The following is a 12,342-nucleotide window of genomic DNA, read 5'->3' as shown; positions in this document are numbered from 1 at the left end:
GCGGATTTGGCGCTGATGGTGCCCTTGAAACCGAGTTGGTAGCCCATGCCGAACAGGTTGCGTTCCAAAACCTGGCCCGAGAAAAAGACCTGCGAATAGCTGGAATAGCCGATACCGGCCGAGAACTGGCCCGTGGATTTTTCCTTGACCTTGACCCGGAGGTTCAAGGTTTCCGGGCTTCCCGTGGGCTCGGGCGTGATCTCCACTGTATCGAAAAAGTCAAGTTTGGTCAGACGGGCATTGGAGCGGCGGAGCATGTCACCGTTGTAGACGTCGCCGTCGGCCAGGCGCATTTCCCGGCGGATGACGTTGTCCCGGGTTTTGGTGTTCCCCTCGATCAAGACCTGGTTGATGGAAACCTTGGTGCCCTTGGACAGGACATAGGTCAGGGCTATGGAGTTATTGGTGTCATCGCGATCCATTTTGGCATCGGCTTCGGCAAAGGCGTAGCCGTAGTTGGAGTAGTACTCGCTTAATTTTTGCAGATCCGAGCGCATCACGGAGCGGTCGAAGTACCCATCCTTGGCGGCCAGGTCGTCCAGTGTCACGATTTTGTTCAAATCCTCGCCCGGGGCCAGCATTTCGCCGGCATAATTCACGGACGCGATTTTGTAGCGGGCGCCTTCCTCGACCTGGAAGGTGACGGTGATCCCGTCCTCGGTGTAGCTGACCTGGGGCTGACCGACGCGCGCGTTCAGAAATCCCCGATTTCCATAATAGGCCTCCAGGGCGGCGGCGTCGCGGTCCAAGATCTCCTCGCGCAGGATGCCCGACCCCGTCAGCCAGGAAAACATACCACGTTCGGACAAGGCCAGTTCGTCCTTGAGCTCGCCGGGGTCGAGTTGATCGGCGCCCTGGATGACGATGTCCGTGACATAGAGTTTCTTCCCTTCGTTCACCACGATGTTCAAGCGGGCCCGCTTGGCGTCGGCCTGATCCAGTTTGTAGTCGATGACGGCGTTGTAGTATCCGTCTTTTCGGTAGAGTTCCCGGATTTTTCCCATGTCGTCGGCCAGGACCTTGGGGTTCAGGACCGCTCCAGTTTTGGTGGAAATAGCGGCCAGGATGTCGTCGGCGTCCAGTTCCTGGGCGCCTTCGACACTGATGGCCTGGATGAGGGGTTTTTCCTTGACCGTGATCACCAGGTGCTTGCCATCGACATCGTCCTTCATGGACATTTCGATGTCGTCGAAATATCCAAGATCGTATAGGTTTTTAAGCTCGCGATTGATCGCCTTGGGATCGAATGGGTCGCCGATCTGGGTTTTGAGGCGCATCAGGACCACGTCGTCGTCTAGGATTTCGTTGCCCCGGATGTCGATGGCCGCGATGCGGTCCCGTTGGTCCAGGTTGACTTTGACCTTGGCCGCGATTTCGTCGATCGCGGGGAGAATGTTGATAATGCCTGACTTGACCACGAAGAAGGGTTTGGCGGCTTTGATTCCGTGGGCGTCAACCAGTCGGGAGTCGATGCTGATGTCGTCTCCGACCTGGCTAAAACTACCGTAGACCGCGTGACTGGCACCCGTCAAAAGGGCCATGTCCCGGGCAATATCAAGATCCAGGTATTCAACGCGCTGGGCCTGGAGAAGATTCATGGTCTCGGTCTGGGGCACGACATCGATTCCCATGTCGGCCAGGCGTTTTTCCAGAAGCTTGGGGAGGTCATCCTCCAAGTATGCCAGATCCGGGCCCGCGTTGATGGCAAAAGGCAAGATGATCACCTTGGACTTTTCTTCCGCCCGCGCCGACGTGGTCAGGAACAGGGAAAAGAAGATTAGCAGAAGCGGAAAAACTTTATGATTCATACAATTCTCCGGAACGAAGCTCCAAGGTGCGCCGCATGCATTGGGCGAGTTCGGCGTTATGGGTGACAATGATCAGGGTCACGCCCTGATCCGTGTTCAGATGCACCAAAAGTTCATTGATTTCCCTGCCAGTGCGTTCGTCAAGGTTGCCCGTGGGTTCGTCGGCGAGGATGACTTCTGGCTCCAGCAGGATGGCCCTGGCGATGGCGGCTCTCTGCCGCTCGCCGCCGGACAGGGTGGTTACCCTGTGATGGAGGCGGTGCGCAAGCCCCACGCGATGCAGGGCCGCGTCGGCCTTGTCCAGGGCTTCCGCGCGGCGCATGCCGCCGATGATTCCGGGCATGGCCACGTTTTCCCGGGTCGAAAACTCGGGCAGAAGGTGGTGGAACTGGAAGACAAAGCCGATATTCCGGTTGCGAATGGCGGCCCGATCCTTCCAGCCGAGGGTCGAGATGTCCTCGTTTTTGAAGAAAATGTGACCGGACGAAGGCACGTCCAGGGTGCCCATGATTTGCAGAAGCGTGCTTTTTCCCGAGCCGGACGCGCCGACGATGGCCAGGGAATCTCCTGGTCGCACGACCAGATCCAAGGCCTTGAGCACGGTTACTGTGTCCTCGCCCTGTTCGTATTCCTTGGCGATTCTTTCCAGCCGGTAAAGGTCATTCATAGCGCAGCGCCTCGGTGGGGTGCATTCTGGCTGCTTGGCGCGCCGGATAGAGGGTGGCCAGAAAGCACAGGGCCAGGGCCGCGAGGCCGATGCAGGAAATGTCCATGAGCTCGATTTTCACGGGCAGATGATCCAGGTAATAGACATCGGAAGGCAGCTTGATGAATTGATATTTTTTGAGCAGGGAACAGACGCCCAATCCCAGGACAAAGCCCAGGGCCGTGCCCACGGCTCCGATGAGGGTACCCTGAAGGATAAAGATATTGCGAATTTGCGTGGGAGTCGCGCCCAGGGCCATGAGAACCGCGATGTCCTTGGTTTTTTCCATGACCATCATGACCAGGGTGGTGATGATGGAAAAGGAGCCCACCAGCACGATCATGATCAGGATGACGGCCATGGCGGTTTTTTCCAGCTTCAACGCCGAAAACAGATTTTGGTTCATTTCGATCCAGTTGCGCGAATAGTACGGAAAGCCACCCAGGCTGCGGACCAGGAGATCACCAATGTGTTGCACGTTGTCGATGTCGGTGACTTTGTACTCGATGCCCGTGACCACGTCTGTTTCGAAACCCAGCACCTTCTGGGCGGCCGGGATGGACACGAAGGCCAGGGATGAATCATACTCGTACATGCCCGAGTGGAAAACCCCGACCACGGTGAAGAACATGATCTTGGGGGAAAATCCGGCTGCGGATTTTTTGCCGCTGGGCGAGAGGAGACTGGCGCGGTCGCCCAGGGTCAGTCCGAGGCGGGTGGCCAACTCCTTGCCGATGACAATGCCCGGCTCTTCCGTGGATCGATCCAGGTCGGCCAAGGAGCCGAGTATCAGGTCCTTTTCCACGGTCAGGACCGTGCCCGCGCTTTGGGGATCTATACCTCGTAAAATCACGCCTTTCACGCCGCTCGGCGTGGAGAGCATGGCTTCGTAGTAGATGAAGGGCGTGGCCGCGGCGATGCCTTCCGTCGCGAGGCTCCTGCGCACCAGTCTGTCATAATCGGGAATGGTTTGTTTGAGACTGCCCAGGATGAGGTGGGAATTGATGCCCAGGATTTTGTCCCGGAGATTTTCACTGAATCCGTTCATGACTCCCAGGACAACAATCAGCGAGGCCACGCCAATGGCCACGCCCAACACCGAGATCAGGGAGATGACGGAAATAAAGGCTTGTTTGCGGCGTGCCAAAAGATAGCGCAACGAAACAAAGAGTTCAAAGTGCATGGTGACTCGCCGTGTGTGTTGGAGCCCTGGAAAACGTTGCGTGGCCCATGGGTCGGGCTAGGAGGCGATTTCCGGACGCAGCAATGGGAAAAGGATGACTTCCCGGATGGAAGGAGAGTCCGTCAGCAGCATGACCAGCCGGTCGATGCCGATGCCTTGTCCCGCGGCCGGGGGCATGCCGTATTCCAGGGCGCGGATGTAGTCCTCGTCCATGGCGTGGGCCTCGTCGTCTCCGGCCGCTTTTTCCCGTACCTGTTCCTCGAATCGGTTTTTTTGATCATAGGGATCGTTCAGCTCCGAAAAGGCATTGGCCATTTCCTGACCGCAGATGAAGAGCTCGAATCGGTCCGTGATTTCGGGATTTTCGTCGTTTTTGCGCGAAAGGGGCGAGATGTCCGTCGGGTAATGGTAGATGAAATGCGGTTGGATGAGCTTGGGCTCGACTAGGTTGTCGAACACCTTGGCCTGGAGCTTGCCGAGTTTTTCGTCTTTCTGCACGGCTTCCCCGAGTTTCAGGGCCAAATCCTTGCACTTGTCGTAATCCAAATAGATTTCCGGGGAGACGCCGCCGATTTTTTCCAGGGATTCATGGAACGGCATGCGCACCCAGCCATTCTTCAGGTCGATGATGTCGCCCTGGTATTCCACGAGAGGGGTTCCGTTCACGGCTTGGGCCAGACTGCTGAACATATCCTGGGTCAAATCCATCAAGTCGACGAAGGTGGCGTAGGCCCAGTAGAATTCAATCATGGTGAATTCCGGGTTATGCCTGGTGTCAATGCCTTCATTGCGGAAATTGCGATTGATTTCATAGACCCGGTCAAATCCTCCCACCAGGAGCCGTTTGAGGTAGAGTTCCGGCGCGATGCGCAGGAACAGTTCCATGTCCAGGGCGTTATGGTGGGTTTTGAACGGCTTGGCCGTGGCGCCGCCCGCGATGGGCTGCATCATGGGGGTTTCCACTTCCATGAAGCGGCGTTCATTCAGAAACGTGCGGATGAACTGCACAATGGCCGTGCGCTTGCGGAAAATTTCTTTGGCCCGGTCATTGACCAGAAGATCCACATAGCGCTGGCGGTAACGGGTTTCGACATCCTTGAGCCCATGATATTTTTCCGGCAGGGGGCGCATGGATTTGGATAGGAGACGAACCGAGGCTGATTTGATGGTCAGTTCTCCGGTCTTGGTCCGAAACAGGGTTCCGGTGACTCCGACAATGTCTCCGATTTCGAATTTTTTGAAAACGGTATAGGCTTCCGCTCCCAGGTCGTCGCGTTGGGCATAGACCTGAATGCGGCCGGAGACGTCCTGAATATGAAAAAAAGTCGCCTTGCCAAAGGAGCGGTGGGCCATGATCCGCCCACAGACCGCGAAGGTGATGTCGTCCTGGAGCAGTTCGTCCTCGGTTTTGGAGCCATGTATGTCCAGAACGTCACCAATTTCGGCGGTACGGCGAAAATCGTTTGGATAGAGGGGAATACCCGCGTCCAGCAGAAACTGCGCTTTTTCCTTGCGGTGTCGCAGCAGTTGCTTTTCGTTGGGGGTATTGGTTTGATCTTGTGTCAAGGAAGGTCTCCGTGTGAGAGTAGTCGCGCCAAATAAAAACACGCGGGTATTGGAATTTGGACTTGCCGTCAAGAAAAGTCAATGCTGGCGCGGCGCGCCGGCATGTTTATGCTGGTCGTCCAGACTGCGGACCAGACGCTCGCCATTGCCCAAGATCGTGTCCAGGGCGACCGGCCCGTCCGCGAGCAGCCGGCCCAGGGCCGCGAGCTCCTGCTCGGGAGAAAAGAGGGGATAGTCACTGCCAAAAAGGATGCGCCCGGGATCGTGCCGCTTTAGGATGGCGTTGAAGATTTCCGGCGGGATGGCTTCGGGACAGCCGGCTGTGTCCAGGTACAGGGGGCGCCCCGCCAGTTCCCGCAGCGCTTCTTCCCACCAGAACAACCCGCCCAAATGGGCGGCGATGTACTCCAGACGGGGGAACTCGTCCATGACGCGGGCCAGTGCCCTGGGTCTGGACAGGGTCGGTTGGCCCGGTCCCGTGCCGCCCATGTGCAGCACGACCAGGAATCGGCCCTGGATTGTTTCCCAGATGGGTCGCCACGAGTCCGCGTCCAACGGGATGCCGGTCAAATCCGGGTGGAGCTTGATTCCGAGGATTCCGTGCCGTTCCAGGCGGTCCAGTTGGCCTTTCCAGTCGGGATGTCCGGGATGGATCGTGCCGAAGGGCACGAGCTGGGGATGGTCGCGGCCCAGACTGATCATCCATGTGTTGGCCGGGATCATTTGGTCGGGGCGCAGGGCCGCCGTGTGACAAATGGCCCGCGCGAGGCCCGCTCGGTCCAGGCGCGTCAGCAGGTCGCCCACGGAACCGTCCCCCGCTGGCGTCCTGCCGAATTCCCTCCCGATGGAGGCCATGAGCTTGGCCCCGACCTTGGGCGGGAAAACATGCGCGTGGCAGTCGATCATGGTTTATCCGAACATGGCGGTTAACCACGCCGGGACGCGGGTCGGCTTGCCGGAGGCGTCGACCACGGCGTGCTGGGTCGTGCCCCTGGTCAGGATCGCGGTCTTGTTTTCGTCCATGATGGCGTAGGCAAAGGACAGGCTGGCTCGGCCTTGTCCGGCCAGTTCGGTCCGGATTTGGACGATCTGGTCGTATCGGGCCGGAGCGACGTAGCGGCATTGGGCTTCGCGCACGGGCAGGAAGATGCCACGTTCTTCCACTGTGGCGTAGCTCAAGCCCAGGCTTCGGATCAGTTCGCTTCGTCCACGTTCGAACATATGAAGATAATTGGCATAATAGACAACGCCCATGGCGTCGGTTTCGCCATAGGAGACGCGATGCGCCAGCCAGCAAGACGGGCGCGCGTCCTTGGCGTCGATCGCGGTCACGAGGCGGACTCCAGGGCCAGGGCCATGAGATCCTCGCCATGTGGCAGGAACAGCCCGCTGGCGGCCGCCGTGTCCTCGGTGAAGGCGGACGGCCCGTCCGGGCTGGGCACTCTGGTTCGGTGGACAAGGAACGGGACCGGATCCACGGTGTGCGTGCGCCGGACAACGGGCGTGAAGTGATCGCAGGTGATGACGATGGTCGCGTCCGTGTCGCGCAGGGCGTCGAGCACGGGCGCGACGATGCGCTGGTCGAAGAGTTCGATGGACTGGCGTTTGAGGTCGGCATCGCCCATGTGGCCGCATTCGTCCGGCGCTTCCACGTGCACGTAGACAAAATCGCCGCGTGTCAGAAATTCCAGGGCGGCTTGAACCTTGCCTTCGTAATTGGTGTCGATGAGGCCGTTGGCGCCGGGCACGTCCGCCACCTCCATGCCGGCGGCGCGTCCCAGCCCCTTGACCAGATCAACGGCCGAGACCACGGCGCCGCGCAGTCCCCGCCGCTGGTGGAAGTCTGGCAGGTTCAGTGGGCGGCCTTGGCCCCAGGGCCAGATCGAGGTGGCCGTCGACGAGGGTTCATTGGCCAGAAAGGCGTGGGCCCGACGGATAAAGGCGTCCATCTCCGGAAAGCTGGCAAAGGCGCGCAGGTCCTCGTCGATGCTCTGGTCCAGGATGTCGTGGGGCGGTCGGATGGCCAAGGTGGCCGCTGGTGTGGTGGCCCCGTTTTTTTGCACGAGCAGGTGGCGATACTGGATGCCGGGAACGGGCGTGAAGATTCCGTCCTGGGCGATTTCGGCCAACCGGGCCACGAGTGGCGTGGCGGTTTGGGTGGAGATATGCCCGGAGGAATAGTCCCGCATGATGCCCGTGGGCGTCAGCTTCGAGACCGTGACCAGATTCATGCGCCAGACCAGGTCGTCCGGGGCCAGACGCAGGCCCTGGGCCGCGGCTTCGATGGGGCCGCGTCCGGTATGATGCTGTCTGGGGTCGTATCCGAGCAGGGCCATGTTGGCCACGTCCGATCCCGGGGCCATGCCCTCGGGCACGGTTTGACAGCGGCCGCATCGACTGGACCGGGCCAGGGTGTCCATGGTCGGAGTGTGGGCGGCGGCCAAGCTGGTCCGTCCGCCAAGAATATCCAGGGGCCAGCCGGCCATGCCGTCGGCCACGAGAAAGAGCACTTTGGACATCAGATGATCCTATAGTGAACGGGTGGAGCCAGCACGAAGCTGGATTTCTTGATGGTATCCAGGGCGGCGGCGACGTTTTGCATCTGGGCCGAATGACTGATGAAGACGATGGGCACGCCGTCGTTTGGCGCGCACTGGCGCTGCACGACCTGGGCAATGCTGATATTGTATTCGCCCATGACTCCGGCAATGGAGGCCATGACTCCGGGGCGGTCAACGACCGTGAAGCGGAAGTAATGGCGGAACACGGTCAGTTCCGGCGCCAGGATTTGGGCCAGGGGCAGGCGCGATTCGAGAAAGCCGGTGTTGTTGGGGGTGAAATTGGTTCTGGCCAGCGCCAGAATGTCGGCCAGGACCGCGCTGCCCGTTGGCAGGTCGCCGGCGCCTTGCCCATAGAGCATGACCGGGCCCACGGCGTTGCCTTCCAGCAGGATGGCGTTGAACGGCCCATCCACCTTGGCCAGGATATGGTCTTCCCGCAGCAGGGCCGGATAGACTCCGCCCTGGAGCAGGCCGGATTTGTCCCGGACCTGGGCCAGGAGCTTGATGCGATAGCCAAATTCCCGGGCCAGGGTAATGTCGAACTGGTCCACCTGGGAGATGCCTTCGACGGTCAGACGGCTCATGGGATAGTCCTGTCCATAGGCCAGCCGGATCAGGATGACGAGTTTGTGGGCCGCGTCGATGCCTTCCACGTCCAGGGTCGGGTCGGCCTCGGCGTAGCCCTTGGCCTGGGCCTTGGCCAGGACCGTGGCGAAGTCCTCGCCCTTGTCCGTCATTTCGGACATGATGAAGTTGGCCGTGCCATTCAGGATGCCGGTCAGTGCCTTGATCCTGTTGCCGGCCAGGCTTTCCTTGAGGGTCTGGATGATTGGGATGCCGCCGGCGACACTGGCCTCGTAATAAAGTCCCAGATTCTTGCTCGCGGCCATTTCGAACAGCTCCGGTCCGTGCTCGGCCAGCAGGGCCTTGTTGGCCGTGACCACGGATTTTCCATGGGCCAGCGCCTGGGTGATGAGCTGGCGAGGAAAGGCGATGCCTCCCGCCAATTCGACGATGATGTCGATTTGGGGGTCATTGATCAGGTCGTCGATATTGGTGGTGAACGTCGTGTCCGGGGACGGGCAGACGTTTCTGGGTTTTTCCAGGTCGCGGACCATGATGGTCTTGACCTTGAGGCTTTTGCCCAACCGGCGCGTGATCCAGTCGTTGTTTTCCTGGATGATTTTGAGCAGTCCGGAGCCGACGGTGCCGAGGCCAGCCAGGCCGAGATGAATGACGGAGTCGTTCAAGGTGTCCTCCACGACGAAAACAGTGGCATAAAAAAGATAATCGAGTCGAACTGTCGTTTGTATCCGGATCGGTGTTCGTCTGTCAAAAGATTGGAGGCCGTGGGCTGTGTTTTTTGGGGTTGACGAAATCATCCTCCCAGGGGTAAGAGCGCTTCTTCGTCGCGGAGAGGTGGCCGAGCTAGGCTGAAGGCGCTCGCCTGCTAAGCGAGTATAGGGGCGTAAACCTCTATCGAGGGTTCAAATCCCTCCCTCTCCGCCATTTTTGGAGGGTTGGCAGAGTGGTTGATTGCACCGGTCTTGAAAACCGGCATGCCTTTACGGGCATCTGGGGTTCGAATCCCTAACCCTCCGCCATAAGACGCTTTTTTGCGTCTTTTTTTTGGCCTATAAAGTCTCGACTTCCAATTATTCCGCCTACTTATTCGTTCATTACCGTCCTTCCTGTCTTTTGTCGTCCATTGCCATGGTCCCGCAATGCGGGTAACTTCCCCGGCAACAAGTAACCGATGACGCCCAAACGGGTAATCACTCGCTGGCGCGGGTGTGTTTATCTACCCACCTCCTTATCGTGTCCTGTATCTGGCCAGTCTCGGTTGCCCGTTTGTTACCCGACTGTTACCGGAGGCGATTCGTATGGCGCGGGATTTGTTGACGGACATCAAAGTCAAACAAGCCAAGGCTGGCGAGAAGAACTACCGATTGAGGGACGGCGGGGGGCTCTTTCTTACCGTGGCGACATCTGGCGGGAAGAGGTGGCAGCTCCGTTATGTGTTCCAGGGCAAAGAGCGGACGCTATCCCTCGGGCTTTACCCCGCTGTCTCCCTGAAGCTGGCCAGGGACCGGCGTGACGAAGCCATGACCCTCCTCGCTCAAGACATAGACCCTTCCGCGCAAAAGCAGGCCGCCAAAAAAGAACTCAAGGCGCAGGAGGCCAAGGACGAAGCCACCTTTGAGAAAGTGGCCCGTGACTGGTTTGACCACCACCGACGGCGGATCACCCAGGGATATGGCGAGGACATCATCCAGCGCCTGGAGCAGAACGTCTTTCCATGGATCGGTCATCTACCCATTGGCCAAGTCAAGGCCGACATCATCCGCGAGACGGTAAAACGTATTGCCGCCCGTGGGGCGGTTGAAACTGCCCGTCGCCAGCTCCAAAAGATTGGTCAGATCATGCGCTACGCGGTGGTCGAGGGCCTTGTTGAATACGATCCCACCACGAACCTACGCGGCCTTATCAAGCCGCTCCCTGTCCAGCACCATAAATGCGTCACCACTCCCGCCGACCTCGGGAAACTGCTTCGGGCCATAGATGCCTATTCCGGCACCTTCCCGGTGGTGTGCGCCTTGAAGCTGGCCCCCATGCTCTTTGTCCGCCCTGGCGAGCTCCGCAAGATGGAGTGGACCGAAGTTGACCTTATGGCCGCTGAGTGGCGCATCCCAGCGGAAAAAATGAAGATGAAGGAGCCCCATATCGTGCCTCTGGCTCCCCAGGCCGTGGCCATTTTGTCCGAGCTGAAGCCCCTGACCGGAGACGGCCAGTATGTATTCCCTGGCCGTAACGGGCGGCCCATGTCCGAGAACGCGCTCCGTGTTGCCCTTATCGCCATGGGCTTTGAGCTGTCCGCCCATGGCTTCCGTGGCACGGCTTCCACCATGCTGAACGAATGCGGGAGATTCCGGCATGACGTTATCGAGCGCCAACTTGCCCACGCCCAGCGAAACAAGGTGGTGGCCGCGTACAACCACGCCCAATACCTGCCCGAACGGAAGGCGATGATGACGTGGTGGGCGGATTACCTGGACGCCCTCAAGGAACAGGGCAAGGTGGTGACCCTCCCCGTGGTGGGAGGAAAATAATGTACTGTGCGGGGCGGATATGGACAGTACAGTCCATATCCGAAAAATGCAGTCGGTACGGTACTGTACTGGCCCGGACAGCCCCGACCGAAAAGCAAAAAAAACGAGAAAAAACGAGAAAAAACGAGAAATGGAAAATTTCCAGGGCGCATCGGGCGGCAACGGGAAGATACGGGAACATACCCGTGCGAGATGATCCCGGATACCTGCTCACGTGCGGTATTGCATTTACCTGGATTTTTTCGGACAAAAAAACGCAGTAGCGCCAACTACTGCGTTTTACGGCCCATTTTGGCCGGTCCACTCCCGCTACCTAGCTCGACGTGGACCGGCCCCGTAACCCATACCGGGACGCCGTGCCCTATGTATGACCGATCCGAGCCCACCCTGTCCAGCCCTGCCGGGCAGCGGTGGCCAGACCGTCATCTCCCGCCACGCGCGTCTCCACGGAGACACCCATGTCCGACACCACATCCGCCCCCGTCGTCCCCACGTCCGCCCCCCGTCTGCTCCGCCTGCGCGCCGTCCTGGAGCGCGTGCCCGTCTCTCGGTCCACATGGTGGGCCGGTGTGGCGTCCGGTCGGTACCCCGCGCCGATACGTCTGTCCACGCGGACCACGGCGTGGCTGTCCTCAGACATCGACGCCCTGATCGAGTCCCTGGCCGCCGCCCGGAAGTAGCCATGGCCGAAAAAAAAGCCTCCCCCCGTCGGAGTGGGGTGGGGGAGGCCGTGGGATCGGACCGTCCATGGTCCGTGAAACATTACGCCCCTCTTGTTTCACGGAGCGCCCGCGCCGTCAACCCGCCACGGTACACCCGGTGGCGACGGGTCGGGAGGTGCGCATGAGTGAGCCCTCCACCGACCTCCTCCTCGCCGCCCTGGAGTATGCGGCCCATGGCCTGCCCGTATTCTCGGTGTCGGCCAGGAAGCAGCCCATGACCGCCCACGGCCATCATGACGCCACGACCGACCCGGACGCCGCCCGGGCCATGTTCGCTCGGCCAGGGGTGGCCGGTATCGGCATCCCGACCGGGCCCGCTTCCGGCTGGCTGGTCATCGACCGCGACCGCCACGGAGACGTGGACGGTATCGCCGCCTGCCACGACCTGGAGCAGGAGCTCGGGCCACTGCCCCCCACGCGGCACCAGCGCACGGGCTCCGGTGGCGACCAGCTCGTCTATCGCTACCCCGCGGACCGGCGCGTCCCGTGCAGTGCTGGTCGCATCGCCCAGGGCGTGGATGTCCGGGGCGACGGCGGCTATGTCGTGGTCCCGCCGTCCAGGAATGAGCGCGGGCCGTATGTATGGGTACGGGACACCGAGCCCGTGGACCTGCCCACCCTGTGGCTGGATCGACTGGCCGCGCGGCCCAGGCCGGAACGGGCACCAGTCCCCGCCGTCCAGGTCA

At 60.2% G+C, this 12,342-nt stretch carries 11 protein-coding genes and 2 tRNA genes; 5 read left to right on the top strand and 8 right to left on the bottom strand.

The window, feature by feature from the left end; translation table 11 throughout:
• From bamA to EOL86_07700, 8 genes are all read right to left on the bottom strand, one after another.
• Window positions 1-1,808: outer membrane protein assembly factor BamA (gene bamA, locus EOL86_07735; GenBank protein ID NCD25466.1), on the bottom strand; the 1,808-nt coding region annotated here is incomplete at its 3' end.
• Window positions 1,798-2,475: an ABC transporter ATP-binding protein gene (locus EOL86_07730; protein NCD25465.1), complete on the bottom strand. Its 678-nt coding sequence runs from the start codon at window positions 2,473-2,475 to the stop codon at window positions 1,798-1,800. The genes EOL86_07730 and bamA, both read right to left, overlap by 11 nt.
• Window positions 2,468-3,697 (bottom strand): lipoprotein-releasing ABC transporter permease subunit, encoded by a 1,230-nt coding sequence (locus tag EOL86_07725; GenBank protein ID NCD25464.1) that lies wholly within the window; start codon window positions 3,695-3,697, stop codon window positions 2,468-2,470. The genes EOL86_07730 and EOL86_07725 overlap by 8 nt, the downstream gene beginning before the upstream one ends.
• A gap of 57 nt (window positions 3,698-3,754) precedes the next feature.
• Window positions 3,755-5,263 (bottom strand): lysine--tRNA ligase, encoded by a 1,509-nt coding sequence (gene lysS / locus EOL86_07720; protein NCD25463.1) that lies wholly within the window; start codon window positions 5,261-5,263, stop codon window positions 3,755-3,757.
• A 78-nt stretch (window positions 5,264-5,341) separates the two neighbouring features.
• A complete protein-coding gene (locus EOL86_07715) occupies window positions 5,342-6,169 on the bottom strand; it encodes an amidohydrolase (GenBank protein ID NCD25462.1) in 828 nt (275 codons plus the stop codon).
• Window positions 6,170-6,172: 3 nt separating this feature from the next.
• Window positions 6,173-6,517 carry an acyl-CoA thioesterase gene (locus EOL86_07710; protein ID NCD25461.1) on the bottom strand — a complete coding sequence of 115 codons (345 nt, stop codon included), beginning with the start codon at window positions 6,515-6,517 and terminating at the stop codon, window positions 6,173-6,175.
• 74 nt (window positions 6,518-6,591) lie between these two features.
• Window positions 6,592-7,782 (bottom strand): 2,3-bisphosphoglycerate-independent phosphoglycerate mutase, encoded by a 1,191-nt coding sequence (gene apgM / locus EOL86_07705; protein NCD25460.1) that lies wholly within the window; start codon window positions 7,780-7,782, stop codon window positions 6,592-6,594.
• Window positions 7,782-9,206: a homoserine dehydrogenase gene (locus EOL86_07700; protein NCD25459.1), complete on the bottom strand. Its 1,425-nt coding sequence runs from the start codon at window positions 9,204-9,206 to the stop codon at window positions 7,782-7,784. The genes apgM and EOL86_07700 overlap by 1 nt, the downstream gene beginning before the upstream one ends.
• Before the next feature lie 31 nt (window positions 9,207-9,237).
• Between EOL86_07700 and EOL86_07695 the strand changes: the two genes are divergently transcribed.
• The 5 genes from EOL86_07695 to EOL86_07675 form a co-directional block, all read left to right on the top strand.
• Window positions 9,238-9,333 (top strand) — tRNA-Ser (locus EOL86_07695).
• A gap of 5 nt (window positions 9,334-9,338) precedes the next feature.
• Window positions 9,339-9,428 (top strand) — tRNA-Ser (locus EOL86_07690).
• A 279-nt stretch (window positions 9,429-9,707) separates the two neighbouring features.
• The gene (locus tag EOL86_07685) at window positions 9,708-10,934 is read left to right on the top strand and encodes a DUF4102 domain-containing protein (GenBank protein NCD25458.1); all 1,227 of its coding nucleotides are present in this window, start codon (window positions 9,708-9,710) and stop codon (window positions 10,932-10,934) included.
• A gap of 458 nt (window positions 10,935-11,392) precedes the next feature.
• On the top strand, window positions 11,393-11,614 hold the full coding sequence (locus EOL86_07680; protein ID NCD25457.1) for an AlpA family phage regulatory protein: 222 nt from the start codon (window positions 11,393-11,395) through the stop codon (window positions 11,612-11,614).
• A gap of 67 nt (window positions 11,615-11,681) precedes the next feature.
• Window positions 11,682-12,342 (top strand): bifunctional DNA primase/polymerase (locus EOL86_07675; GenBank protein ID NCD25456.1); only part of this gene is annotated, 661 nt, incomplete at its 3' end.

The sequence above is a fragment of the Deltaproteobacteria bacterium genome (assembly GCA_009930495.1).
Classification (GTDB): domain Bacteria; phylum Desulfobacterota; class Desulfovibrionia; order Desulfovibrionales; family Desulfomicrobiaceae; genus Desulfomicrobium.
The sequence above is the reverse complement of the archived record's forward strand: the minus strand, read 5'-3'. Positions and strand labels throughout refer to the sequence as shown.